This is a genomic window from Arthrobacter sp. B055-34 (assembly GCF_059090425.1).
The window spans coordinates 424,568-450,214 of sequence record NZ_JBNHFQ010000004.1 but is presented as its reverse complement, the minus strand read 5'-3'; the positions used below and the strand labels follow the sequence as shown (position 1 = coordinate 450,214).

19 protein-coding genes are annotated in these 25,647 nt (G+C 63.3%); 4 read left to right on the top strand and 15 right to left on the bottom strand.

The window, feature by feature from the left end:
- Nucleotides 1-3: 3 nt before the first annotated feature.
- The 5 genes from AC5RWO_RS10610 to AC5RWO_RS10590 form a co-directional block, all read right to left on the bottom strand.
- On the bottom strand, nt 4-1,143 hold the full coding sequence (locus tag AC5RWO_RS10610; protein ID WP_498731334.1) for a glycosyltransferase family 1 protein: 1,140 nt from the start codon (nt 1,141-1,143) through the stop codon (nt 4-6).
- On the bottom strand, nt 1,140-2,303 hold the full coding sequence (locus AC5RWO_RS10605; RefSeq protein WP_498731333.1) for a glycosyltransferase family protein: 1,164 nt from the start codon (nt 2,301-2,303) through the stop codon (nt 1,140-1,142). The genes AC5RWO_RS10610 and AC5RWO_RS10605 overlap by 4 nt, the downstream gene beginning before the upstream one ends.
- The gene (locus tag AC5RWO_RS10600) at nt 2,296-2,664 is read right to left on the bottom strand and encodes a DUF2304 domain-containing protein (protein WP_498731332.1); all 369 of its coding nucleotides are present in this window, start codon (nt 2,662-2,664) and stop codon (nt 2,296-2,298) included. The genes AC5RWO_RS10605 and AC5RWO_RS10600 overlap by 8 nt, the downstream gene beginning before the upstream one ends.
- A 4-nt stretch (nt 2,665-2,668) precedes the next feature.
- On the bottom strand, nt 2,669-3,307 hold the full coding sequence (locus AC5RWO_RS10595; RefSeq protein ID WP_498731331.1) for a glycosyltransferase family 2 protein: 639 nt from the start codon (nt 3,305-3,307) through the stop codon (nt 2,669-2,671).
- A 79-nt stretch (nt 3,308-3,386) separates the two neighbouring features.
- Nucleotides 3,387-4,502, bottom strand: a complete 1,116-nt coding sequence (locus AC5RWO_RS10590; RefSeq protein WP_498731330.1) for a glycosyltransferase — start codon at nt 4,500-4,502, stop codon at nt 3,387-3,389.
- 180 nt (nt 4,503-4,682) lie between these two features.
- Here AC5RWO_RS10590 and AC5RWO_RS10585 point away from each other — a divergent pair, with 180 nt between their 5' ends.
- Entirely contained in the window at nt 4,683-5,825 is a 1,143-nt protein-coding gene (locus tag AC5RWO_RS10585; RefSeq protein ID WP_498731329.1) for a glycosyltransferase, read from the top strand.
- Nucleotides 5,826-5,851: 26 nt separating this feature from the next.
- Here the strand turns inward: AC5RWO_RS10585 and AC5RWO_RS10580 are convergent, their stop codons facing one another.
- Genes AC5RWO_RS10580 through AC5RWO_RS10560 form a run of 5 tightly spaced genes read right to left on the bottom strand, consistent with a single transcriptional unit; the run spans nt 5,852 to nt 11,178 of the window.
- A complete protein-coding gene (locus AC5RWO_RS10580) occupies nt 5,852-7,060 on the bottom strand; it encodes a glycosyltransferase (RefSeq protein WP_498731328.1) in 1,209 nt (402 codons plus the stop codon).
- Between the two features lie 6 nt (nt 7,061-7,066).
- Nucleotides 7,067-8,092 (bottom strand): Gfo/Idh/MocA family protein, encoded by a 1,026-nt coding sequence (locus tag AC5RWO_RS10575; RefSeq protein ID WP_498731327.1) that lies wholly within the window; start codon nt 8,090-8,092, stop codon nt 7,067-7,069.
- A gap of 3 nt (nt 8,093-8,095) precedes the next feature.
- Nucleotides 8,096-9,190, bottom strand: coding sequence for a DegT/DnrJ/EryC1/StrS family aminotransferase (locus tag AC5RWO_RS10570; protein WP_498731326.1), 1,095 nt, complete (start codon nt 9,188-9,190; stop codon nt 8,096-8,098).
- On the bottom strand, nt 9,191-9,829 hold the full coding sequence (locus AC5RWO_RS10565; protein WP_498731325.1) for an acyltransferase: 639 nt from the start codon (nt 9,827-9,829) through the stop codon (nt 9,191-9,193).
- A gap of 59 nt (nt 9,830-9,888) precedes the next feature.
- On the bottom strand, nt 9,889-11,178 hold the full coding sequence (locus AC5RWO_RS10560; RefSeq protein ID WP_498731324.1) for a nucleotide sugar dehydrogenase: 1,290 nt from the start codon (nt 11,176-11,178) through the stop codon (nt 9,889-9,891).
- 190 nt (nt 11,179-11,368) lie between these two features.
- Between AC5RWO_RS10560 and AC5RWO_RS10555 the strand changes: the two genes are divergently transcribed.
- The gene (locus AC5RWO_RS10555; protein ID WP_498731323.1) at nt 11,369-15,298 is read left to right on the top strand and encodes an FtsK/SpoIIIE domain-containing protein; all 3,930 of its coding nucleotides are present in this window, start codon (nt 11,369-11,371) and stop codon (nt 15,296-15,298) included.
- Between the two features lie 12 nt (nt 15,299-15,310).
- On the opposite strand, the gene AC5RWO_RS10550 is transcribed toward AC5RWO_RS10555, so the two are convergent.
- Nucleotides 15,311-15,733 carry a hypothetical protein gene (locus tag AC5RWO_RS10550; protein WP_498731322.1) on the bottom strand — a complete coding sequence of 141 codons (423 nt, stop codon included), beginning with the start codon at nt 15,731-15,733 and terminating at the stop codon, nt 15,311-15,313.
- Nucleotides 15,734-15,994: 261 nt separating this feature from the next.
- Between AC5RWO_RS10550 and AC5RWO_RS10545 the strand changes: the two genes are divergently transcribed.
- On the top strand, nt 15,995-16,243 hold the full coding sequence (locus AC5RWO_RS10545) for a WhiB family transcriptional regulator (RefSeq protein ID WP_026818945.1): 249 nt from the start codon (nt 15,995-15,997) through the stop codon (nt 16,241-16,243).
- Nucleotides 16,244-16,306: 63 nt separating this feature from the next.
- Here AC5RWO_RS10545 and AC5RWO_RS10540 read toward each other — a convergent pair whose 3' ends face one another.
- From AC5RWO_RS10540 to AC5RWO_RS10525, 4 genes are all read right to left on the bottom strand, one after another.
- Nucleotides 16,307-17,785, bottom strand: a complete 1,479-nt coding sequence (locus AC5RWO_RS10540; RefSeq protein ID WP_498731321.1) for a sensor histidine kinase — start codon at nt 17,783-17,785, stop codon at nt 16,307-16,309.
- A 1-nt stretch (nt 17,786) separates the two neighbouring features.
- On the bottom strand, nt 17,787-22,619 hold the full coding sequence (locus tag AC5RWO_RS10535) for an NAD-glutamate dehydrogenase (RefSeq protein WP_498731320.1): 4,833 nt from the start codon (nt 22,617-22,619) through the stop codon (nt 17,787-17,789).
- A gap of 77 nt (nt 22,620-22,696) precedes the next feature.
- Nucleotides 22,697-23,986, bottom strand: coding sequence for a CpaE/TadZ family protein (locus tag AC5RWO_RS10530; RefSeq protein ID WP_498731319.1), 1,290 nt, complete (start codon nt 23,984-23,986; stop codon nt 22,697-22,699).
- Nucleotides 23,983-24,630: a hypothetical protein gene (locus AC5RWO_RS10525; RefSeq protein ID WP_498731318.1), complete on the bottom strand. Its 648-nt coding sequence runs from the start codon at nt 24,628-24,630 to the stop codon at nt 23,983-23,985. The genes AC5RWO_RS10530 and AC5RWO_RS10525 overlap by 4 nt, the downstream gene beginning before the upstream one ends.
- Nucleotides 24,631-24,896: 266 nt before the next feature.
- Between AC5RWO_RS10525 and AC5RWO_RS10520 the strand changes: the two genes are divergently transcribed.
- Complete coding sequence (locus AC5RWO_RS10520; RefSeq protein WP_139004812.1) at nt 24,897-25,115, top strand: helix-turn-helix domain-containing protein; 219 nt, start codon at nt 24,897-24,899, stop codon at nt 25,113-25,115.
- The last annotated feature ends 532 nt before the right edge of the window (nt 25,116-25,647 follow it).

Below are 25,647 nucleotides of genomic sequence, written 5' to 3'. Positions count from 1 at the left end.
GTATCAGGCCTCCGCCGGTTCCAGGAGAGCCGCGATCGCCCTTTCCCAGGCGCGGTTCTGGTGCTCGGAGGACAACTCGTCGGCGGCCTTGTCCGCGTTGGCCTTCCACTGATCGATCTGTTCACGGGTCAACGATTGCAGCACCGCACGCAGGCCTTCCGCGGTGAAGTCCTCGGTCACCGCGCCGAGGCCGTGGCGTTCGAGCAGCGTCTGCATGGCCGGCGACGGACCGATGATGAGGGCCGTCCGGGCTTGGACGGCCTCAAAGAACTTGTTCGGCAGGGCCTGGGCCAGATTGAAGTTGGTTGGCGGAATGACCGAGATGGACACGTCGTACTCGCTGATGGTCTTGACGAGTTCGGTGTACGGCACCGGGTCACGGAACCGGACATTGGGCAGCGGCTCCGCCTGGCTGCGCAACTCGTCCACATACTCCGGCTCGTTGGGCATGACGATGAGGTCCAGTTCCAGATCCTCAGGCACCCCGTCCATGGCTGCGATGATGTCCTCGATCCGTCGGTAGCGCTGTCCGGCCGAACTGTAGATGATGCGGATTTTCTCCCCGGTTGGGCGCGGTCCCAGCTCGGCGTACGGCGCCGCATTGGTGACCACACCGACGTCGACCCCGAAGTCCTTCTGGTACTGCTCGGCAATACCCTCCGAAACCGTGGTCACGGAACTCACCGCTGGCAGGTACGTGCGGCACAGCCAGCGGACATAGGGGGCCACCAGGACCCGCCACGCCGGCTTGTTGAAGTGCTCCTTCGGGGCGAATTCATGCAGGTCCGCGTGCACGCCGCGTTTGGGTTCCAGACTCAGCGCCAGGGGCACCGTGTTCGCGTCGTTGGCCAGGACACCGTCAAAGTGCTGCCCGCGCAGCATTCGCGAGGCCTCCGCAACGGCGGCGATGTTCCAGTACACCTGGCGGTACCGCCGCGCGGCCAGCCGTTTCGGATCCCGTGGCCAGCTGGGCAGCACCCGGTCCAGCTCGAAGTGTCCGGCCACGCCGTCCGGTGCGGGGCCGAAGCCGCAGGTGACAACCCGATACTTGTCCCGGAACAGGTTGATCTGCTTCAGCACGCGCGGATCGTTGCGTAGGGGCGAGAGGGACAGGATCAGCAGACTGCTGGCAGAGCGGTTCATGCAGCATCCTTTCGGCGTTGCGGGCTGGACCGTTGCCGCCGGGCAGCCGGCGGCAAGGCGGAAAGTACAGTGTCGGTGCCGGCGGCCAGAAGCGAGTTCAGGTTGCTGCGCAGGGGCGCCTCGATGCGGAAATTATCCTGCCAGCGCAGCGTCACGCTGCGCCGCAGCGCAGTGGCGGCATCCCGCCGTCGTAATGATCCCTGGACGGCCTCGGCGCTGACCGCGTCGCGCAGTTCCAGCAGCAGCCGTTCATCGGGCGCACTAAGCACTCTAGGCGCGGCCGGAGCCAACCCGGTCACCAGTTCAATGACGCGGCTTAGCTCCCGTCGGTCGGCTGCCGGCCAGCTGAAGTCCGGCCCCCGCCGTACCGCGGCACTGATGACATGGCCGCGCAGAATTTTGACCGCGACCGCAGCGCGCTTCCCCTCGGGCAGCGAGGTGAACCATGTTCCTGCTACCAGTGCCCGGACATCGCGGAACTGCTCCGCCAAGGGCAGCACGGCCGCGGTCACCCGTTCCACCGCGTCGTTCCCAACCAGGTAGGCCGGCCCCTGCGCCGGGTAGGCGATCCGTTCGCCGGAAAACCACAGCTTGAGCCCGAACTCCAGGTCCTCGCCGGTCCGCAGTTCGGGGGTCAGGGCCAGACCGTGTTTGGAAAGCAGGTCGCGCCGGAACAGCCCCAGCGGAGCGGTTCGGTAGGCCAGCCGGTCCCGCACCGGATCCACCAACATCCCACGGAGCACCCGCGCCCGCGGGGTCAGGATCCGCCGTCCCCCTTGGAGCCGCAGCGGCGCCATAACGACGGCGGCGCCGGCACCTTCCGCGGCGGCCAGCCAAGCGTCCACGGCTCCGGCTTCGAGCGTGTCGTCGGAGCCCATGATCCCCACGAATCGGGCCACTGCGTGTTCGAGCCCATAGTTGAACGGTCCGGCCGGCGAACGGATTCCGTCCGCCAGGGCCAGGACCCTGACCTGCTCGGCGGGCAGCCCGACGAGCATGTCGCGGATGGGCGCGGGCTCAATGTTGTGGCACACAACGGTCGCCAGGGCGCGGCCGGGCGCGGCCGCCGCGAGAACGGATTCCACTGCACGGCGAATCGGTCGGTCCGCACTGTGGACGGCAATGATCAGCTCGGCCTCCGGGGCCTGCCGGTCAGTCATTCCCGCGGCCTTCCCCGGCTGCGGCGTCCGGACGCGGCGCCTCGTCCAGGGCAATCCGACGGGCCAGCTTGGTGATCCGGGCTTCCAGCTGGCGCGTTCGGTGATAGGAACTGGCCATGAAAATCAGGAAGCACACAATCAGCCCGTAGAGCACCAGGTCTGTGCCACGGCCGATGCCCAGGAGATTGGCCACGCGCGTGAGAAGTCCGGGGAAGAACACCGACAAAGCGGCAACACCGGCAAAAAGTACCAGGAGAATGCGCCGTATGGCCTGGTGCCGGGCGTTGCCGGCACCCCGCATCAGGGCCAGCGCGCCGATGATGACGGCCAGGACCAGGACAATTTGGACAACTATGATCATTGGTTCACCTGAAGAAGAGATCCGCGAGGATGTTGACGCCGTTCAGCAGCGACTGCCCTTTGGCCTTGGAATATTCCGTATAGACGATCTTTACCGGGTGCTCCACCAGTACCGGTTTCAGGTTGGCCAGCTGCTGGATCAGTTCGGAGGCGTGCGCCATCCGGTTCTGCGTCAGCTGGATCTTCGCCGCGATCGGAGCAGAGATCGCCCGGAGCCCGTTGTGCGCGTCCGTGAGCCGCAGCCCGGTGGAGAAACGGGACTGCAGTGCCGCCGTGCGCAGCACCAGCCGCTTAAGCCGGGAGACGTCGGCAGTTCCTTCGAGGAAACGCGATCCGAGCACGACTTCGGCTTCGCCCGAGCGGATCCGTGCGAGCATGGCGGCGGCATCCTCAACCCGGTGCTGGCCGTCGGCGTCGAAGGTGACAATAGCGTCCAGCTGCGGGTCCTGGAGGGCGAATTCGATCCCCGTCTGCAGGGCCGCTCCCTGTCCCAAATTGACCGGATGTTCAACAACGACGGCGCCGGCGGAGCGTGCGATGGCCGCTGAACCGTCCGAGCTCCCGTCATCGACACAGACCACGTACGGAAATTCTTCGAGCAGTCCGGAAACTACCGAACCGACAACGGTAGCCTCGTTATACATCGGCACGACTACCCAGCAACGACTCACCTGCCTAGTATTCCACAACAGGCATAGGACGGCGCGCAGCCTCAGCAGCCGCTCAACCGAGCTCGCGCACCTGCCGATAATGGGCGTCCAGCTCTTTGCTGCTGCCGGCGAGGCTGCGATGTTCGACGACGAAATTCCGGGCCGCGCGCCGCATGGCCAGATACTCGCCGCTGCCGAGCTGAAGCAGCTGCAGCAGCCGGCTCTGGAGCTGGGAGAAGTCCGCTTCGCTGGCGAGCAGGCCGGTGGTGCCGTCGTCGAGCATTTCCGGAATCCCGCCGCTGCGGTACGCGAGCACCGGCGTTCCGCAGGCCTGTGCCTCCAGCAGCACCAGGCCGGCCGCCTCCCGCGCTCCGCCGGCCTCCTGGCTGGGCGCCACCAGAATGTGCGCCTGCTGCATCCAGCCGCGGATGGCTTCCCGGTCCAGCCGGCCGAGAAAATCAAGGTGCGGGTGGCTGGCCGCTTGTTCCTCGACGGCATCCCGCAAGGGTCCGTCCCCGATCACGACCAGCCGGTGATGGGCCTTCCGCCAGACGGCGAGCGAGGCATCGATCAGATCCCTGATGCCCTTCTGGGTGTTCAAGGTCCCTACGAAGAGCACCACCGGAACGCCCTCGCTGTCATGTCTGCCCGGGATAAAGTAGGCCGTGTCGACGCCCTGGTAGTGCACCTCAATCTTGTCCGCGTCCAGTCCGAGCGCCGTGGCTCGGCCTGCCAGATAGCTGCTGACGGCCAGGATCCGCTTGCTCTGGGAAGCGGCGGCCAGCACATTGCGGTGGTGCCACTTGGCCATGAACGTATCGGCCGGGTTCCCCAGCGAGACCACATCGGAACCGTGCAGGGTAGTCACCAGCGGAGTGCCCTGCCGGGATGCCTGCACGGCCGGCTGGGACCAGGTACCGAAGTGCTGGTGGATCAGATCCGGTTTGAAGCGCCGAATGGCCAGGGTCATGGCGGGCATGAACGCGGGCATGACCAATTCACGACGGCGGAAACCCAGCAGCTGGCCGGGCACAAAATCGGTCACGGGCACGGTAACGGATCTGTCGGTGATCTCGGCGACCAGGGTAAAGAGGTGGAAATCGTGGCTGGCCTTGAGCTGCTCGGCGTGGGCCGTGGCGAAGTACGTCGGCGGTACGCGCAAGGTGCTCTTGGTGATCGCGATCTTCACGTGGCTTCCTGACCCGGCTGTTGGCTGGTGGGGCGGCCGTGGCCGCGTCTGTCACAGCCATAGTAGCCCGGCAACACGGACCGGCTGCAGACCCGGCGGCAGGTAGGCTGGTCACGGTCCGGATACGGTCCGGGCAGGCACCGGGCCCACGCGTGCCGCTTCCCAGCACTGAGGTAAGGAATGACGGTGCCCCAACAGATACTTTGTATCTCCTTCTCCGACATCGAGGCCGATTCACGGGTCTTGCGCCAGCTGGCCTTGCTCGCGGAGGCCGGCGAGGTGACCACGCTCTCCTACGGCAACCGCCCGCCAGGCTCCGCCACGCACTTGGAAATCGATTCCGCCCTGCCTTCCCTCCCGCAGACCATCTCCGGCGTTCTGCGCATGGGACTCCGCCGACACGCATCGGTGGAACTGGCGGCCCCCGCGGTCAAACAGGCGCTCAATCTGGTCCGCGGCCGGACCTTCGACCTGATCGTGGCCAACGAGGCCCGTGCCCTCCCGCTGGCCCATGCGATCGCCGGCGGCACCCCGGTATGGGGCGACATGCACGAGTGGGCACCGGAAGAGCGCGCTCATGTTCTGCCGTGGCGGTTGCTCGTCAAGCCCTACATGTGGGCAATTTGCGCCAAATACCTACCACGTACGGCGGCGGTGACGGCCGTTAACGCTTCGATCGCGGCCTTGTATTCGGAACAGTTCGGCGTCGAAACCGAGGTGGTCCGCAACGCCGGCCCGTACCGGGATTTGGAGCCGTCGGAGCCGGTAGCCGGTAAAATCCGCTTGGTCCACAGCGGCGCAGCAATTCCGGGCCGGAACCTGGAAGGCACCATCGAAGCCTTCAGGGCTCTGGACGATCGCTTCAGCTTGGATCTGTACCTGGTCAAGGCGCGCGACGGCGGCCGGTACTGGCAGCAGCTCAAGGAATTGGCGGCAGGAGACCGCCGCATCACCTTCCACGATGCTGTCGCACCCGACGAGCTGCCGGCCACGCTGAATAAGTACGACGTCGGCGTCTTCAGCCTCCCCCCGCGCACCACCAACCACAGGCTCATGCTCCCGAACAAGTTCTTCGACTTTGTCCAGGCCCGCCTGGCCCTGGTGTTCAGCCCCTCCCCCGAAACCGCCCGGCTGATGCACCAGTATGATCTGGGTGCCGTAACCGAGGACTTCAGCACGGAATCCCTGTCCCGCACGCTGGCTGCGCTCACCGCCGAGGAAGTGGAACGCTACAAGGCGAATGTGCATCGTGCCGCGCAAGCCCTTAGTTCTGCCGAGGACGAGGCGGTCACCCGCGGCCTGCTGACCCGCCTACTGGGCTGAGGATTCTTCTTCCCGGGCAAGCCCGTTCAGTTCCGGCCCCGTCCTGCTACGGAGGCAACAGCATCAGCCGCGCGGTTCCCGACGCTGCGCAGTGAGTAATTCTGCTCTACCCAGCTCGACAGCCGGCGGCGTTCGCCCTGGTCCGCGGGCTGCTCCAACACTTCGCTCATGGCAGCTGCCACGGCGCCTGCGTCCCAGTCGACGCTGTGTCCCAGCGAATTTTCCGCGACGATCGCGCGCAGCGGGCCTACGCCGGAGTAGATGACCGGTGCGCCGCAGGCCAGGCTCGCGAAGGCCTTGGTGGCGAACGCAAAATCATAGCCCCGTGCGGGCCGGACAGAGGCCAGCCCGGCTGCAGCCTGGCTCATCGCTGCAGCTATCACCTCACCGCCGGCCACACCCATGAAACGGATGCGCCTCCCGGCCGGCGCCGCCCTGCGTTTGAGCTCTTCAAGCTCCACGCCCTGCCCGTACATCAACAGCCGGGCTTCGGGATGGCTGTCCAGAATCTTCAGGAAGCCGTCCACGAAAACGCCGGCACCCTGGATCTCGGACATGGTGCCCGCGTAAACGAACGTTGCCGGACCAGCCGTCGCTTCCTGCCAGTCCGTGGCCTGCAGCGCAAAGGTATCCGTGTCGATTCCCGTGCCGACTTCGGTCACGGCGGCACGGCCGTCCGTCAGTTCATGAACGGCATCGCTGACACCGGACGAGACGCTGAGCACTCCCGCTGCCCCGGAAAGCACCCATTTCTCCACGGCGCGCAGCACCTTGACGACCACCGGATTCACGCCGATACCAGCCGCCGCATTCGAACTGACATCCGCGGCAAAATAAATGTACGGCCGGCGCCGCAGCCACGAGGCCACGCGGACCACCACGCCAGTGGTCGGAGGGGGCTCCACCAGCACGGCGTCGAAGTTCCGTGCTGCCAGCAGGCGGAAAAACAGCGGGATATCAAAACTGGCGTACTGCACGTAGCCTCGGACGGCACCGGTTTTATCGCGCAGAACCGGCCAGCGTTTCAGCCGCGCCTCCCGTGCTGCAGGCATACCCGCCGCACGGCCACCCGCAGCAGCACCGCGGGCGGAGCTGCCGGAATTCTCCGGAGTCCGGGTGGTCAGCACGGTGACATCATGCCCGCCTTCGACCAGTGCCCGGACGGTAGCAGCAAGCCTGTAGGCTGCGGCCCCCGCTTCCGGGGCATAGATCCGCGTCGCGACCAGAATACGCACGCCCGGTCAGTCCTGCAGCCGGATGGTCCTGGCCTCGCGGCTGGAGTCCACCATGGCTTCGGCAACGCGCAGGGTGTTCAGCCCCTCGCGCATGCTGACGATCCGCGCGGCCGGCGTTTCCGGGGCCGCCGCGGATTCCCCGCGGGCGGCCAGCACCGCGTCGCGGAAGGCTTCGTGTTCCAACTTCAGGGGCTCCCGTTTGGGGATGGCCAGGCGGGTGACATTGCCTTCGGAGACGCCGCGGAAGTTGGCCACGGAGTCCCACTGCGTGCTGATCGTGCCGTTTTCGTAGAAGGTCAGGTCAGCGGTGAGCGTATCGGCGAGGAAGGATCCGCGCTCACCGGTGACAACCGTGATGCGTTCCTTCATGGGCGAAAGCCAGTTGACCAGGTGGCTGGTAATGATGCCGTTGGCTAGCTGTCCGGTGGCCGCGACCATGTCCTCGTGCTCGCGTCCGGACCGGGTGGTCGCGCGGGCGCTGACGGACTGGTAGTCGCTCTGTGCCAGCCAGGCCGTCAGATCGATATCGTGCGTGCCCAGATCCTTGATCACTCCGACGTCGGCGATCCGCGCAGGAAACGGCCCCTGCCGGCGGGTGGCGATCTGGTAGACGGTGCCCAGGTCGCCGTTTTCCAGCCGCACACGCAGCGACTGCAGGGCAGGGTTGTAGCGTTCGATATGTCCCACGGCGCCGACCAGGCCCTTGGCCTCGAAGGCCTCAGCCAAGCGCAGACCACCGTCGACGGTGGAGGCGATCGGCTTCTCGATCAGAGTGTGTATGCCCGCCTCGGCCAGGGCCAGTCCGACTTCTTCATGCAGCCCCGTGGGCACCGCACAAACCACCATGTCCAGCCCGTGCGCGATGAGTTCCTCCACCGTGTTCCGGAGCGGCACGTCCGCCGCCACCCCATGCGGGTCCCCATAAGCATCCGCCACGGCAACCAGTTCAACCCCGTCGGTTTCGCCCAGCACGCGGGCATGGTGGCGGCCCATCATGCCCAGCCCGATCAGGCCGGCCCGCAGTTTGGCCATCGCCTACGCACCTGCCTTGGCCAGGGCGTTGACCGCGGTTACGATGCGGTCCAGATCCTCGGCGTCCAGTGACGGGTGGACCGGCAGCGAGAGCACTTCCCGCGAGGCCTGCTCGGTGTGCGGCAGGTCCGCGTCACGGTTGAAGGACGGCAGCCGGTGGTTCGGAATGGGGTAATACACGCCGGAACCGATGTTGTATTCCTCCTTCAGCGCGACCGCAAAACGGTCCCGCTCCCCCGCCGGCACCCGGACGGTGTACTGGTGGTAGACATGCTCGGCGCCGTCGGCCACGGCTGGCGTGCCCACTCCGTCGAGGTTGCCGGTCAGGAACGCGGCGTTGGCTTGGCGGCGTTCGGTCCAGCCGACTATCTTCCTCAGCTGCACCCGCCCGATAGCGGCATGCAGATTGGTCATTCGGGCGTTGAAGCCGACGAGTTCGTTCTCGTACTGGCGTTCCATGCCCTGGTTCCGCAGCAGCCGCAGCCGCCGCGCGACGTCGTCGTCAGCGGTGGAGACCATCCCGCCTTCGCCTGAAGTCATGTTCTTCGTCGGGTACAGGCTGAACATGGCAAACGTGCCGAAGGTGCCGACCTTCTTGCCGTGCAGGGCGGCGCCGTGGGCCTGGGCCGCGTCCTCGAACAACGCAAGCCCGCGGGAGCTGGCCAGGGCGCCGAGGTCATCCATGTTGGCCGGATGCCCGTACAGGTGGACGGGCATGATGGCCTTGGTCCGCTCGGTCAGGACCGCTTCGGCAGCCGCCGCGGACAGGCAGTAATGGTCAGGTTCGATATCGGCGAAAACCGGAGTTGCCCCGGTCAGCGCAACGGAGTTTGCCGTGGCGGCGAAGGTGAAGGACGGCACGATGACCTCGTCGCCCGGACCGATGCCGGCCGCCAGCAGCCCCAGGTGCAGTCCCGAGGTACCGGAGTTCACCGCGACCGCGGCGCGGCCGTCCAGCAGGACCGACGAAAACTCCTGCTCAAAAGAGGCAACTTCAGCGCCCTGCGCCAGCATGCCCGAAACCAGCACCGCGTCGACGGCCACCCGTTCCTCCTCGCCGACGATCGGCTTGGCAGCCGGAATAAAGTCCTTGCTCAATTAGTTCTCCTCGTTTGCCGGGGCCGCGTGCGGTCCGGCGGATCCGGTTTCCCGCAGCGTTCCGCCGTCTTCGATGTAGGTTGTCCCGGTCTCGGGACAGACCCACGAAAGCGGGTCGCCGCCGTCGTTCTGCCGCAGCGGGTGGCCGGCCCGGCCCACCCAGCCGATCCGCTTGGCCGGAACGCCGGCCATCAGCGCGAACGCCGGGACATCCTTGGTCACCACGGCGCCGGCGGCGACGGTTGCCCATTGCCCGATGGTCACCGGGGCAACACAGACTGCGCGGGCACCGATCGAGGCGCCGTCTTCGATGGTCACGCCCACCGGAGTCCAGTCATCGGCACTCTTCAGGGAACCATCCGGGCCCACCGAGCGGGGGTAGGTGTCATTGGTGAGCACCACGGCCGGGCCGATGAAGACACCACGGCCCAGCCGCGCCGGTTCGTAGACCAGGGCGTAGTTCTGGATCTTGGTGTTGTCCCCGATTTCGACGCCTGTGCCGATATAGGCGCCCCGGCCCACGATGCAATCCGTCCCCAGCACGGCGTCCTCGCGGACCTGGGCCAGATGCCAGACCTTGGTTCCGTCGCCCAGTCGCGCGCGGTCCGAGACGTCCGCTGTCTCAGCGATGAAGCTCACAGGTGATTCCTTCCCTGGCGGTGCCGGCCGCCGTCGTTATCTTGACCGTGCGCAACCGCTCAGGCCTTGCCGATCACACGGTAGGTCACGCCGGGCCACTGCTCGGCGGAGCTAACGCGCCGGCCGTCGATGAAAACCCTGATGCCGGGCAGGTCCGACGGTCCGAGATCCCGGTATTCGGCATGGTTGGCCTGTACCACGGCGGCGTCGGCGGACTCGCCCAATTGGTACGGCGCAAAGCCCAGCTGCGCCAGTTCCTCGTCGTTGTAGAGCGGATCGTGCACCAGCGCTTTGCCGCCGCGGGCCGTAATCGCCTCCACCGCACCGAACACACCGGAGAACGCCGTTTCCTTCACCCCGCCCCGATAGGCAGCACCAAGTACGACGACGCGCGCACCGGCCAGGTCGCCGAAAGCGCCTTCCAGCAGCCCGATGGTGTAATCGGGCATGCCGGCATTCGCCTCGCGGGCTGCCCGGACCACGGTGGCCTCCGGATCATTCCACAGATACAACCGCGGATACACCGGGATGCAGTGCCCGCCCACGGCAATGCCGGGCTGGTGGATGTGACTGTAGGGTTGCGAGTTCGAGGCCTCAATCACCTGGTAGATGTCGATCCCGGCCGTGGCCGCGTAGCGCGCAAACTGGTTGGCCAGCCCGATGTTGACATCGCGGTACGTCGTCTCGGCCAGCTTTGCCAGCTCGGATGCCTCGGCGGAGCCCAAATCCCAGACGCCGTTGGGCCGGGCCAGATCCGGACGCTCGTCGAAGTCCAGCACAGCTTCGTAGAACTCGGCAGCCTTGGCGGCACCGGCTTCGGACAGGGCACCGATCAGCTTGGGGTACTTGCGCAGATCCTCAAACACCCGGCCGGTCAGCACCCGTTCCGGGGAGAAGGCCAGATGGAAATCCGTACCCTCGCTCAGCCCGGATCCTTCCTCCAGCATCGGCTTCCACCGGGTGCGGGTGGTGCCGACCGGCAGCGTCGTTTCGTAGGAGACCAGCGTGCCGGGCCGCAAATGCCGTGCCAGTTCGGCCGTCGCGGCATCCATCCAGCCGAAATCAGGGCGGGCCTGCTCGTCAACGAACAAGGGAACCACCAGGACGACGGCGTCTGCCTCCGGTACCGCTTCGGCATAACTGGTGGTGGCCCGCAGCCGGCCTGAAGGAACCAGTTCGGCAAGCTTTTCCTGCAGGTGTGCCTCGCCCGGAAACGGCTCCTGTCCGGCATTGATCTTCGCCACCACGTCGGCGTTGATGTCGACGCCGAGAACCTCGTGCCCCTTGGATGCGAACTGGACAGCCAGCGGCAGACCGATCTTTCCCAAAGCTATGACAGCTATCTTCACCAGAGGGGAACCTTTTCTCATCTCTTGAATTTCCCGCCGTACGGCGGCCCACGTCCAAGCGTATCGCTACTTGGCCCGGTGCTTCGGATTGAACGTTGGTTATCCACAGGCGGGTGCACGATGCAAGCGCAAGCCGCGCCCCGCGGCCTATGGTGCTGGTGAACGTCACGCCAGCCGTCAAGGAAAGCCGATGCCCCTGCACCTCACGCTTGCTGCCGCAGAAGGTCTGCCCGAATCGGCTACGCGCTGGATTGCCGACCATCGCGAAATCGTCATCGAAAGCAGCGGAACCTCGTCAGGGAGCGTCTTGGCGAAGTGGCTGCGGGATCAGCTCGGGAGTAGGCAGTTGGTCCTGAGCGTTGGCGGCGAGCCCTTGGAAAGCCTGATGCCCCATAGTTTCCCGCTGGTAAACGGTGCCGTTGTGGTCTGCAGCGGCGCGGCTGCGTTCCGCCCCCGGCATCGGTTGTCCGCTTCCGACACTCCCGGTGCAGGTGCCTCAGGTGCCGCGTCTGGCCTCACTTTGGCGGTAACGGGCGGGCCGGACTCCGGCCGGATTTTTGAACTTCCGCGAGGAAACCATTCAATCGGCCGGGACGGCTGCCCCGTGGGCATCGATGACCCGGCGCTGTCGCGAAAGCATGCATTGCTCAGCATCACGGAGCGCGAGATCCGTATATCGGATGTCGGGTCGTCCAACGGCATCGAGGTAGATGGAAACGCGCGGAAGTCTACGGCGTTGACGTCCGGGATGGTCATCGCGGCTGGTAACAGCAGGCTCTCTTTGTGGGTCGGCAGCGAACCGCCCGAACCGCTCACCCCTGACGAGGACCTCGCCGCACCGGTGCCGGTTAATGCACGTGCGCCCGAGGGCCGAGGAAAAATGACACTGCTGCTGGCGGGGCTCCCGCTGGTAGCAGGCGTGGCCCTGGCCGTCCTGACCGGGATGTGGTTCTTCCTCGCGTTCAGCGGCTTGTCCCTGCTGACGGCTGCCATTCCCTATGCGGCAGGAGAATCACAGCGCAAACGCTTCAAAGCGGCCGTGGACCGGGCCGTTGCACATGATGCCGCGCGGCGCTTTCTGAGCGCACCGGATCCGGCAAGATTGTTGTACGGCTTGATCCTAGACGAGCCCCTTCCCGTCACGCCAGCGAGGCCGGAGCACCTGTGGCTTCGGCTCGGGACAGCAGAAGACGCGCCGAAGATCGAATTTCCTGCCGGGGCGGACAGCCGAGAGCTGCCGGCCCTGGCTGGGATGCCGGTGGCATTGGATCTGCTGGCGGAGCGCAACATCGTCGTCAGGGGCAGCAATCGCGCGCTGCACCGGATGCTAAATTCCTGTTTGCTGCAGCTGGGTGCCCGGGCTCTTCGTGCCCGGTTCCGGGTGATCTGCTTCGGCGATCCACAGTCACTTCCGGCAGCGGCACGGTTCCTCCCGAGCACAACACTCTGCAGCCGTCCGGATGCGCTTGCCAAACTGCTGGGGTCCGCTCCGGAAGAAGCCGTCGTCCTGATCGCCGGCAGGCCGGATGAAGCCGCGTCTGTCCTGGAGGGACTTGAAAACCGGCCAGCAGTCCTCTGGTTCGCAGGCGGAACCGATTCCGGCCTACGGATCGAACTGTCTTTCCAACAGGGCTTGCTGCATAAGGCCGCGGACCGTCATGGTTTCTTGCCGGATCTCGTTTCAGACCAGACCCTGGAGCGGTTCGCCCGCTTGTCTGCGGCCGCCGTACTGCCCGGCACCGACGCGGTGCTGGTAGGGCTTCCGGAAACGTGTGCGCTGGAATCCCTTCTACCGCAGACTTTCCCGGGGCCACGATGGGCGGCTAACGCTGCGGTACACGGGCTGGGCACCGTACTGGGCGTCGGCGAGTACGGCCCGCTGGAACTTGACCTGACCGTTGACGGTCCTCATCTGCTCGTCGCCGGCACTACCGGATCAGGTAAATCCGAACTGCTTCGGTCGCTGGTCCTGGGTCTGGCGCACGGGCACCCACCGCAGAAGGTGCACTTCCTCCTGGTGGATTTCAAAGGTGGAGCAGGGCTCGGGCTGCTCTCGGACTTACCGCACAGCATCGGCCTGCTGACCGACCTATCGGCGGAGAACGTCAACCGCGCCCTCATCTGGCTACGGGCCGAAGTCCAGCGGCGTGAAACGGAATTGACCGGCTTAGGGGCAACCGACATCAGCGAATGCCGGCCCAGCGTACTGCCGCGGCTCGTCGTCGTCATTGATGAATTCCGGATGCTCGCCGATGAGGTACCGCGAGCAGTCCCGGAACTCATGCGAATAGCGGCGTTGGGAAGATCGCTCGGTGTCCACCTGGTAATGGCAACACAGCGGCCGCAGGGCGCCATCACCTCCGATATCCGGGCCAACGTCACGACGGCGATCGCCTTGCGCGTACAGACAGCGCTGGAATCTTCCGATGTGATCGACTCATCCGCCGCGGCCGCCATCGATGTCGGTTTACCGGGACGAGCCTTTCTAAGGACCGGTTCAGGAGTACCATACGAATTCCAGTCAGCATCAGCGACGGTTCGCAGCATCGGGACAAATTTTTTGGCGATGCGACTTGAGGACTGGCTTGAGCGGGGAAACGGTCTGCCTGTTGAGGATGGTGGAGGTGACCTTACTTGCCGGCAGCCGCGGTCTCCTGCCCCTGACCCTGCCAAGGCACTCGTCGAGGAACTGCGCGAGGCCGCTGCCGCGGCGCAGCTGCCCGGACCCCTCCGCCAACTAACGCCCCCGTTGCCGAACGTCATCGTTGCGCAAGATCTCTTAACCGGGAGTGCTGGCACTGGGGACGTCGCTCTGGGAATGCTGGATCTCCCGGAGGAACAGTGTCAGCGCGTCCTCCGATGGCACCCCGAGGAGGACGGACATCTAGCTATCGTCGGGGTGGACGGCAGCGGAGCCCGGGAGCTGGTCGGTGCTCTGTCCGCGTCGCTACTCGCCGGAGATCCGGAACGCCATTGCTACGTACTTGACGGGGACGGCTCCCTTGTTGCTTCGGCAGGCGCCGGGCGGACTGGGGCGTATGCCGGCCCGCAAGATGTCGAACGTGCCGCACGCCTCCTGCGCAAGCTCTCAGAAGTGGTCGCTGACCGTCTGGGTCGCCTATCGGCTGCCGGACGCATTGGGGCTGAACCCGGCCCAATGCCTCTGGTTGTCCTTGTCACCGGGTGGGGCCGTTGGGCCTCTGCCTTTCGGAACAGCCGCCTGGCCTGGGCAGAGGAGTGTGTACAGGACATAGCCAGGGACGGCGGCAGGACGTCGGTCATCCTGGTGATGTCCGGAGAACGGGAACTCTTGACGGGGAGGTATTTCGGGCTCCTGGGCAACAAGCTCTTCCTTCCGGCCGGCAGTAGCCCGGAGAACCTCATGGCGTGGCCGAAGCTCCCGCCGATGGAATTCGTTGCCGGCCGCGCCCTGGTCCAAGGACGGATCGGCGCTAAATCCGCGGCCGTTGGCCAGTTGCTGGCCGCCGGCGTCCACCTTCCTCCAGTGCCGCCTCGAAGCCGCCCATTCAAGGTGGAGCCGCTGCCTGCGTGCATCGGCCTCTCTGGCCTGCCGGAAGCCATCCTGCCCGATGACAAGCATCTCGTCATCGGCGTCGAAGGCGATGAGCTGGAAGCATCGCTCATGAAGATAGTCCCCGGAGAGTCGTTGCTGGTCCTTGGCCGGGCCGGGAGCGGCAAATCCAACTTACTCCAGGTTCTGAACCGCCAGTCCGCAGGGCAGTTCCGGTGCCATTGGCCGCCTGCCGGAACTGAGCCAGAGCCGTTCTGGGAGGAGCTGGATATCAGGGAACCCGGGGCCTTGATGCTCGTCGATAACGCCCACAGGTTTGGTCCGACGGCACAGCGGCGCCTCGCTGAGCTGGTCGCGGCCGGCGCTGCCGCGGTTGTGACCGCCGTTCCCGGCCCGGCATTGTTACAGCAGATTCAGCTGGCCTCCGCGGCCCGGGTTGCCGGAACAGGTATGGTGCTTTCGCCGCAGTCTCCGAGCGACGGTGATTTTTTCGGGATGCGGCTTGACCAGGCGCAGTCCCCGCCAGGACGGGCTTGGTCAATGCGGCATGGCCGGAACGTGGCGCTGCAAATAGCCTTCGCGGACTGAGGCCGGTCCCAGCTACAGGGCCGTCGGTGCCGCGCCTTTGGTCAGGAAGTCCGTCACGGGACGGGTAAATATCAGCAGCATCACCGCGGCGGCCGGCAACAGCAACGCCAGCCCGGGACCGACCAATCCTCCGGAGAGAGTCGGCACCGCGATAACAATGATGAACAGCTGCCATACCAGGGCTGCCGCTCTCGTCCACCGGTAGCCGCGAAAAAGAAAATGGCTTACGGCCAGAAGCCACCCGGCAAGGAGCACCAACAGCACGAGTTGGAACACGGCTCCGCCGAAGGAGGTCGGCGTTTGCGTCAGCAAGCCGTAGACGAACCACCCAGCGACTGCCAAAAGTGCCAGTGCCTCCAGAACGACAATTCCGGCGATGACGATGATCGCGATCGGACGTTTGGCAGGTGCTGAAGGGGCCGTAGGTATTGACACATAGGCACCCTACCTTAGATAGTCGGTACTCAGCCGTTGCCATAAATCAGAGCAAAGCGGCATCGTATCAAGCCTGTGATGAATGACTCACGTTTCTGAACGATTAAGTCAGCAGAACCCCTTGTTTACACGGATTTAACGTGAAACTCTTGATCTGAAGCGAACGGGGGCCATCAGAGCCCCCTTTACTATGAGTCCGTTCGTGAACGTTTTCACAAGAGAATTCCATCGGACCCCATTTAAAAGGAGTATGTGATCAGCATGGATTGGCGTAGCCGCGCGGCGTGCCTCGACAAGGACCCGGAGCTGTTTTTCCCCGTGGGAAACACCGGTCCGGCACTGCTCCAGATCGAGGAAGCAAAGAGCGTTTGCCGGCGCTGCCCCGTGATCGACACTTGCCTCCAGTGGGCGCTTGAGTCCGGTCAGGATGCCGGTGTCTGGGGCGGCATGAGCGAAGACGAGCGCCGTGCTCTCAAGCGCCGGGCCGCACGGGCCCGCCGCGCTTCCTGAATCGCAGTGCCTAGGTAAGAGGCCGTCACCGAAAGGTGGCGGCCTCTTCCATGCCCGGACTCCTCAACGAGGGATCGTAGGGTCAAGGATCAGTTCGATGTTGACGCACGTTCCACCGCCCTCCCTCGGGCTCCATTCAATGGTTCCGCCCAGCTCACTAGTAACCAGTGTCCGCACAATCTGCAGACCGAGGCCGTCGCTCTTGGCCTCTTCGGGCAACCCGACCCCATCATCGGCGATGGTGACTTTGAGGAGTTCCGTCTCCGCATCGCTTGGCTCCCGGTGAGCCGTCAGCCAGACCGTGCCGGTCCGGCCGTCCAAGCCATGCTCGACGGCGTTTGTCACCAACTCGTTGATGACCAGCGCGAGCGGCGTTGCGAATTCAGACGGCAGTTCGCCAAAATCGCCGCTGCGTTCGGTGCTGACCGTCTGGGTAGGTGAGGCTACTTCCGCCGAAAGCCGGAACTGCCGCCCGATCAACTCATCGAAATCCACATTCTGCGCTAACCCCTGCGACAATGTCTCATGCACCAAGGCGATAGTGGAAACGCGACGCATGGCTTGCTCCAGCCCCTGTTTGCCTTCCTCACTGACCATCCGCCGTGATTGCATCCGAAGCAGTGCGGCCACGGTCTGCAGGTTGTTCTTGACACGGTGGTGGATTTCCCGGATCGTCGCATCTTTGGAGACCAGTTCCATTTCCCTTCGCCGCAGCTCCGAGACATCCCGGCAAAGCACCAGCGCGCCGAAGCGCTCCTGCTCATTGCGCAAAGGAATGGCCCGAAGGGTCAGGGTTACGCCGCGTGATTCAATTTCAGTCCGCCACGGCATCCGTCCCGTGACGACCAGCGGAAGCGTTTCGTCGACCATCCGGCGGTCTTTGAGCAGCCCCGTCGTGATCTCGGCCAGCGACCGGCCTTCCAAAGATTCCACATCGCCTAACCGTCGGAAGGCTGAAACGCCGTTCGGGCTGGCGTACTCAACGATTCCCTCGGCGTCCATACGAATGAGTCCATCGCCGACACGGGGAGCACCTCGGCGGGACCCCGTGGGTGAAGCGAAATCGGGCCATAGGCCGAGCGTGCACATGTGCAGCAGATCGTAAGCACACTGCCGATAGGTCAGTTCCAGCCTGGACGGCATCCGGGAGCTCGACAGATCCATATGGGAAGTGACTATGGCCAACGTCCTGCCATTACGCACCATCGGCACAGCTTCGACCCGCATGGCCATCTCAGTGGTCCAGTTGGTCTCGCCAGAACGCTCAATGACCTGCGATTCACGGGCAGCGTCAACCAGAGGTTTCAGATCCGCCCGGATACGCTCACCCACGAAGTCGCTGTGGAAGACGGTGTGCGTTGTTGACGGCCGGACGTGCGCCAATGCCACGTAGCCGCCGTCGGGAGTGGGGAACCACAACGCCAGATCGGCGAACGCCAGATCGGCGATTAGCTGCCAATCCCCCACCAAAAGGTGGAGCCACTCCGCGTCCCCCGGCCCAAAATCTGCATAATCCTTTATCGGGTCCGTAAAGATGGCCAAATTAGCTCCGTACAGTCGAACGCATCAGTCGCAGGGCAACTGATAGGGAGGCCATGTCATCATGCTCCAGCTGGTTGATTTCCTCGAACATCTTCTTTGCTCGTTCTATGCTCTCGGAATTGGCATTAACCCACTTCTGCATCCGGTCATCGGCATCAAGATGCGCTTCTGTGCTGTTCATGACGGCAAGCGTCATATCCGTGATGGTCGAATAGAGATCATCGCGCATCGCAGCACGCGCCAGTGCCTGCCACCGGTCTTCGCGCGGCAGTTTGGTAATGCGGTTTAGCAGGACGTCGACTTCGAACCTGTCGTAGACCGTGTAGTAGATTTGGGCGACGGTATCGACCGGCTCCTCAACGCGTACTGCAATTCGTGCTATATCCAGCAATCCAAAGCTTTCGAACTGTTCGGCCCACTGATGGGCGATCGTCTCGGGAAGTCCCCACTGCTCGCCCTGCTGCCGCCACTCCTGTACTCGCTCCAGGTCATTGCCGCGCAGGTACTTAACCAGCTTGGTCCGAAGCGGATCGATCAGCGGCTTGAAGGCCGCAATGCCTTCGCCGACCGGAGTGGCGCTGTCGGTATGGTTGACGTACCAGCGCACTGCCCGGTCGAGCAGCCTGCGGATGTCCAGATGGATCGTCGACCAGACCTCGGTCGGGAAATTGGCTGGTAGCTGGTTGAGTTGAGCCACCTGCTCGTCCAGTTCGTAGATTTCGCGAAGCGTCACGAACGCTTTGGCGACCGCAGCTTCGTCAACGGAAGTCTCTTCCATCACCCGGAAGGCAAAAGTAATGCCTCCCATGTTGATCATGTCGTTGGCGACTACCGTAGCGATGATTTCACGCCGCAACGGATGCAAGGCGAGGTCCGAGCCGAACCGCTCGACCAGCGGGATCGGGAAGTAGCCGCGAAGTACCTTGTCGAAGTACGGATCGTCGGCAAGATTGCTAAGGGTCAGCGCGCGGGTCAGTTCGATTTTGGCGTATGCGGCGAGAACCGACAACTCAGGCGATGTCAGACCCTTGCCTTTGTCGATGCGCTCGTGGAGTTCGCCGGTGGTCGGCAGTGCCTCAAGCTCACGGTTGAGATCGGCTGTCTTTTCCAGCCAATCCATAAGCCGTTCATAACTCGGGCTCCACTCGACAACACGTTGACGGTCATTGAGCAGCAAGACATTCTGGTCGATGTTGTCCTCAAGCACGAGCCTGCCGACCTCGTCGGTCATGGACTGGAGAAGTTGCGTGCGCTCTGCGGCCGGCAGTTTGCCCGCTGCCACCAGTTGGTCGACGAAGACCTTAATGTTGACCTCATGGTCCGAGCAGTCCACACCAGCGGAATTGTCGATGGCATCAGTATTCAGGATGACTCCGTTGAGAGCCGCTTCGATACGGCCACGCTGGGTCATCCCAAGATTGCCGCCCTCGCCGACGACCCTGGCGCGCAGATCTTTTCCGTTGACCCGGATGTTGTCGTTGGCCTTGTCTCCGACCTCCGCGTTGGATTCCGTGGATGCCTTGACGTAGGTACCGATGCCGCCGTTGTACAACAGATCCACTGGGGATTGCAAGATAGCGCGCAGTAGTTCCGGCGGGCTGATTGCGGTCACGCTCTCATTCAGTCCTAGAGCCTTACGGACTTCCGGAGAAAGCTCAATCGACTTGATGGATCGAGAATAGATGCCTCCTCCGGCGCTGATCAGTGACGTATCGTAGTCTGCCCAGGACGACCGGGGCAGTTCGAACAGACGCTTACGCTCGGTGTAGGACGATGCCGGGTCAGGATTGGGATCCAGGAATATGTGACGATGGTCGAAGGCTGCCACGAGGCGAATGTGCTTCGAGAGCAACATGCCGTTGCCGAAGACGTCGCCGCTCATATCCCCGACACCGGCAACCGTGAAGTCCTCCTGCTGCGTATCGATGCCCAGCTCGCTGAAGTGGCGCTTTACCGATTCCCATGCACCGCGAGCGGTAATCCCCATGGCCTTGTGGTCATAACCGACGGAGCCCCCGGAGGCGAATGCGTCCCCCAGCCAGTGACCATACTCTGCGGATAGTTCATTGGCGATATCGGAGAAGCTCGCGGTGCCTTTGTCTGCCGCAACGACCAGATACGTATCATCCCCATCTAGACGGACAACGCGTTCGGGTGGGACAACCTCCTGGCCCGCAGGCGTCCGGACAAGATTGTCGGTGATATCGAGCAGACCGCGGATGAATGTCCGATAGCTCGACTGGCCTTCTGCCATCCAAGCAGCTCGGTCATTTGCCGGGTCAGGCAACTGCTTGGCATAGAAACCGCCCTTTGCACCGGTCGGTACGATGACAGCATTCTTGACCGTTTGCGCTTTGACCAATCCGAGGATTTCCGTGCGGAAGTCTTCCCTGCGGTCGGACCACCGAAGGCCGCCACGTGCGACCTCACCGAAGCGCAGGTGGACCCCTTCGACCTGCGGTGAGTAGACCCAGATCTCGAATTTCGGCCGCGGGAACGGTGCTCCTTCGATGGCCTCCGGACGCAGTTTGAAGCTCACGTAGGGCTTGTTCTGAAAGTAGTTGGTCCGCAAAGTGGCCTCAATGACGTTGGCCAGCGTCCGAAGCACGCGATCCGCGTCCAGAGTCGGAACAGCCTGAAGCCCGTCGGCAAGGCTTGCGCGCGACTGCTCGAGGGCGGCTGCACGGGAATCCTCGTCCATGTCGGGATCGAACCGGACCTTGAACAACGAGATCAACGCATGGGCTACCGCCGGGTTTGCAAGCAAGGTATCGGCGGTAAAACTATACGAACCTGCATAGCCCAACTGCCGCACATAACGGGCGTAGCTGCGCAGCATCGAGACCTCTCGCCAAGGCACCCGTTCCTGCACGACCAACCGATCGAACCGATCGGATTCGCTTCGCCCTGTGACAACGGCGCCAAAGGCATCCTGCACGAGCCCGCCGGTGGCGAGCGGGTCCACCTCGGACGGATACTTCAGGCCCAAATCGTAAAGGAAGAAATCCTCGCCGTCGGCCGTGATGATCTCGAATGGGCGTTCGTCCAGAACCTCCAGGCCGAGGTTTTGAAAGACGGGCAGAATCTGGCTCAGTGACTGCGGCTCAGGCAAATAGAGTTTGAGCCGGGCGTCTTCGACCTTCGTCCGCACATCCGCAGGAATGTACACGTGCATGATCGGGCTTACGTCGGCCTTTTCGCTATAGCTCTCGAAGCGCGCGATGTCCTCGAGTGCATCTTCGACCTCGTAATCGACTCGGTAACTGGCAGGGAACGCTTCGGCCCACTTCGCCGAAAGCTTCTCGGCCTCCTCGCCGTCAAACTTTGTCCGTACAATCTGATCGATGCCCTCGGACCACGACCGTGCCGCAGCCGCCAGCCGCTTCTCAAGGTCTGCAACATCGATCTGCGGCACTTCCGAACCGTGCCTGAGCCTGATGCGGAAGAACAACCGTGCCAAGGAAGACTCAGTCATCCGAGCTTCATAGTCAATGGCCTTCGCTTCGAAGGTCTTGCGCAGTTCGTCCTGCATCCGCAGTCGTACCGCTGTGGTGTAACGGTCGCGTGGCAGATAGACCAGTGCCGAAACGAACCTCCCGTACACGTCTTGGCGGAGAAAGAGCCGGGTCCTCCGGCGTTCCTGGAGCCGCAGGATGCCCATGGCGATGTCCGCCAGTTCCTGGATACCCATCTGGAATATCTCATCCCGGGGGTACGACTCAAGAATGGAAAGCAGGTCCTTGCCCGAATGCGAGTCGGGTGCAAAACCGGAATGTTTGAGTACTGCATCGACCTTTTCGCGCACGATGGGAACGCTGCGCACGGAACGGTTGTAAGCGCTGCTGGCAAAAAGGCCGATGAATCTGCGCTCACCGTTGACGTTGCCCTGAGCATCAAAGCTCTTGACACCGATGTAGTCCAGGTAAGCCGCCCGGTGAACCGTGGAACGTGAATTCGCCTTGGTAATGACCAATGCGCGCTTCTCGCGGGCGCGGGCGCGACCTTCCTCTGTCAGATGCTGGACATGCCGGTCCTCTGGCAGTTCACGCATAATCCCGAGACCAGTGCCCTCGCGCAGCAACAGAACGTCCTCCCCCGCCTGATTGGCAAGGTCATATTCCCGGTATCCCAGAAAAGTGAAGTTCCCGTTGTCCAGCCACTCCAGGAGCTCCTTGGCCTCGTCAAGATCAGGTATCTCCTCGGCGCCGGCAACAGAATCCAGCGATGCGGCAATCTGCCTGACTCGGCTGCGCATGGAAGACCAGTCCTCCACAGCGACGCGGACGTCACCCAGCACCTTGCGGATTCCCTCAATGACCTGCCGTGCCTTCTCGTCGCCGGAGATACGTACAGTCTCAACTGAAATCCAAGACTCAATGTGCGAGGCTTTGTCACCCGTGGCGATGAACTCTGCGAGATTCGGCAGCGCGGCGGTGTCGCCGCTGGAGGCACCTAGGTGAGCCGGTACGCGTTTGAGCTCTACGAGTTCGTGGCTGGTCTGGTCACGAATGGCAATAAAAGTGGGATGCATGAGCATCCGGATAGCCAGGTCCTGGCGCACAATTTCCGCTGTCACTGAATCGACCAGAAACGGCATGTCATCGGTCGCTATCATGATGACACTGGAATTACGTTCGTTGCGAATGCCGATGACTGCTTGCCCGCTGGGCCGCCTCAATGCGAGCTCTCGATGCGCCATGGCCCGGGTTTCCAAAGTGTCGCCGCTATAGCTTGCAGCATCCTCGGCAGCCAGGTGCTCGTAATAGTTCCCGAGGAAGTCCCCGGGATGCTTGCCTGATGTGGAAAGATCCGTAGCACTGGATCCTGACGACATGAAAAACGCCTCCGATAGGTGGTCCAAGGCCGCCCCATTGCGGCCACACCTGCAAGCCTAACGCCAGCCGACTAAAACTACACTTTGAGGCGCCTGCGTCTGCGCGAACCGTTACGGCGGACAGGCAGGTCGCGACCAGCCAGCAGTGCGATAGCGTGGCGCAGGGGTGAATCCGGGGCGCTTTCGAGAAGTACGGAGCCACTGAGCAATGCCGCATCCGCGACATCGAAGTCGGCTGGCAGGAATGACTGCACCTCTTTGACGGGGCCGAATCGCTCCCAGGAGTGCCGGAGCTGGTCAACGGGCGCCGATCCGATCGATGATGCACGCACCTTGTTCAGGACGACACGGGGCGCAGCACTGGGAACAGCCTGTTCAATTTCTGCAAGCGCCCGGACGAGTCGCGGGACTCCAACGGCGTCGGCAGCTCCGACTGCAAAGACAGTATCGGCTAATTCGAGGCAACGAAGGGTCGCGCCATTGCGGCGTGGGGCCATAGTGTCAAAGCTGAGTTCTTCGTCGGCCTCGAGGCAGAAACCGCAATCGATGATGGTGTAGTCCGCGAGAGATCTGGCCAGCCCTATTATCGTGGCAATGGCTCCGGACCGCAGTTCCGGCCACCGCTCGGCCCTTGTGATGCCTGTCAGCACCTGGAGGTGCGCCCCTTGTACCGATACCTTGACGCTTATCCGTGCCAGGGCCGGTCCATCCAGGATGCCCTGATCTGCCAGCCTGCAGGCCTGGGCCAAGGCTGCGGATTCGTCCATCAGGCCGAGAAACGCCGCTACGCTCGCAGAATAGGTGTCGGCATCGATCAGAATCGTCCTCTTGCCTGAGGCCGCATATTCTGCCGCCAGATTCACCGCGACCGTCGTTCGGCCGGGCGCGCCCGCTGGCCCCCAGACAGCGATTACCTGACCGCCGGCTGACAGATCAGCGGGTTGGTCGTCCGGGATCTCGACCGGCAACAGGGCGTGGGCCGGGTCGGCATAGTCTCCCGCCACCTGGGTGCCTGTTACGGGAATATTCGCGACGGCTTCGGTGATAAGGTCGGCCAGTTGCAAAGGCTCCATCAAGACCGGTCCGCGGGCAACCCCCAGTGCATCGAATCGCCGGCGCTCCCCTTCATCGTCCGTGAGTACGACGACGGCAACCTGTGAGCTGTGAAGCCGCTCCAGGACGCCGATGCCAAGCTCGGACGTGTCGCCGGCAACAATTGCGGCACGGGCGAGCCCAGTCTGGCAGGCAGCAATCATTTCAGCGAGGGCATCGCACCTGCGCACAACAGTTACCGGACCATGCAGTCGTTCCAACCCGCCGACGAAGTCAGTAAACGTGTCGCCGTATGTAATAACGGGGATGTTCATGAACCGCTGCCCGGGTTTAGCACCACGTTGATCCGTGCACCGTTAGAAAGGGCATTAAGCAAGCCCGGCATTTTTTCATCTGTGACCAGTACATGCAGCTGGTCTATTTCCGCCGATCCCAGCGCAGGTCCTGTCTCTGTAAGCTGGGAAATTTCGGCACTTTCCAAGAGTCTTTCAGGAGGGCTGAAGCCGTTTCTGCCATCAGGCATGGCGACCCAAACGTCCACTCTAGCCCCCGCGCCAGCGCCCTCGGGAAGCGCATTGTCGATGGTCAGCGCGACCGGCTTCCGGTCCAAAGCGTCGGCTGTGCCCAGGCTGGCCCCCGGGATGAGCTCTCCCTTGCGTATGAAGGTTGTCGCGACCGCATTCTCAGGAATGCCGGTTTCCGCACTGAGGTAAGTGTGCTCGACTTCGCCTAGTCTGACGTTCACGATGGAAAATTCGTCTGAAGTTATTTTCTGGCCGACACTGATGTCGTCCCTGGCCGCGAACATTTCAACCGTCTTGTCCGCGTTCCCCAGCAACGCCGTCACGGAGGCAACTGAAACCAGAACCAGCAGGATACCGATGAGCAGCCGGGGGTCCTTCCACGATGGCTTCTTCAATCGTGCTGCGGGAGCAGCAAGGTCGGTAACAGCGCTCAAGGTACTCCCCCTGTTGGATTAGCAAATGCACCGAAGACAAATCCTCTGATCTGCTGAGACATTCGGTTGACGTCGCGGGCTCCGACCATTCTTATGGAGACGGCTTGAAAAACAAACCTTCAGGTTGCTGATGCGGCGAATTGTGGATAACAAAGTGTCATTTTGCATCAGTCCACAGCATCGAGAGCCGGATCGCGTCAAACAGCATCAACCGATGTCATAATGAACTTGACCCCTGCACAACAATTGCTGTCGAGGAGGACCTGATGCCTCGGTTTCTGACTTTGACCGATGTCGCCGAAATACTGCAGATATCATCTTCCCAGGCCTACGCACTAGTGCGCAGCGGTGAGTTGCCGGCGATCCAGATTGGCGGCCGCGGCCAGTGGCGCGTGGAACAGCTGATGCTGGACCAGTACATCGACAATAAGTACGCCGAGACTCGTCGTCTGGTCGAAGAAGCCAAATCAGGAAAGAACAACTAGGTCTATGCCTTCCCGCTGAGCGGGAGTGGAATCAAGCGCTTTGAATCCGGGCGGGTCGTTTCAATCCCCTGCGCGGACTGAGGCAAGGGCCCCAATCGCAGTAAATGGGACGGCATACACAGTCCGCACGTTACTGGCTCTCCGCGCCTCGCCTGAAGGAACAGCTGCAAGCTCAAAAAAATCGCTGCCGACGCGGTCGATCATGCCATTGACAGTCCTACTGGCTGAGCCCGATGCCAGATGGAGTACCACGTCGGCTCGGTCCCGTGCCAGCGCGCGCAGCGCGGAGCCCATACCGAGCCGCTTCGCCACAGACGACTTCTCAACTGACGAGCTACGGCTTAGCCCTTCCAGTAACTGGATTGCCGGCAGCGGAACGAGAACGCTCCTGGCCCGTTCGTTAAGGACCAGCCAGCTGGACCCAACGTGTGCCAAGGCCCCGGTGAACTGCAGTCCTCCGGATACTGTCAGCCGGATTCCCGAACCGATTTGCCCGCGTAACCGGTCCCCAAGCGACGTCTCGGCGTGGTTC

What these genes read in the sequence shown, in the direction of transcription:
- AC5RWO_RS10530 (WP_498731319.1), bottom strand. Translation starts at nt 23,986, where the DNA reads ATGAACATCCCCGTTATTACATACGGCGACACGTTTACTGACTTCGTC.
- AC5RWO_RS10595 (WP_498731331.1), bottom strand. Translation starts at nt 3,307, where the DNA reads ATGTATAACGAGGCTACCGTTGTCGGTTCGGTAGTTTCCGGACTGCTC.
- AC5RWO_RS10600 (WP_498731332.1), bottom strand. Translation starts at nt 2,664, where the DNA reads ATGATCATAGTTGTCCAAATTGTCCTGGTCCTGGCCGTCATCATCGGC.
- AC5RWO_RS10535 (WP_498731320.1), bottom strand. Translation starts at nt 22,619, where the DNA reads ATGTCGTCAGGATCCAGTGCTACGGATCTTTCCACATCAGGCAAGCAT.
- AC5RWO_RS10545 (WP_026818945.1), top strand. Translation starts at nt 15,995, where the DNA reads ATGGATTGGCGTAGCCGCGCGGCGTGCCTCGACAAGGACCCGGAGCTG.
- AC5RWO_RS10555 (WP_498731323.1), top strand. Translation starts at nt 11,369, where the DNA reads ATGCCCCTGCACCTCACGCTTGCTGCCGCAGAAGGTCTGCCCGAATCG.
- AC5RWO_RS10610 (WP_498731334.1), bottom strand. Translation starts at nt 1,143, where the DNA reads ATGAACCGCTCTGCCAGCAGTCTGCTGATCCTGTCCCTCTCGCCCCTA.
- AC5RWO_RS10575 (WP_498731327.1), bottom strand. Translation starts at nt 8,092, where the DNA reads ATGGCCAAACTGCGGGCCGGCCTGATCGGGCTGGGCATGATGGGCCGC.
- AC5RWO_RS10585 (WP_498731329.1), top strand. Translation starts at nt 4,683, where the DNA reads ATGACGGTGCCCCAACAGATACTTTGTATCTCCTTCTCCGACATCGAG.
- AC5RWO_RS10605 (WP_498731333.1), bottom strand. Translation starts at nt 2,303, where the DNA reads ATGACTGACCGGCAGGCCCCGGAGGCCGAGCTGATCATTGCCGTCCAC.
- AC5RWO_RS10520 (WP_139004812.1), top strand. Translation starts at nt 24,897, where the DNA reads ATGCCTCGGTTTCTGACTTTGACCGATGTCGCCGAAATACTGCAGATA.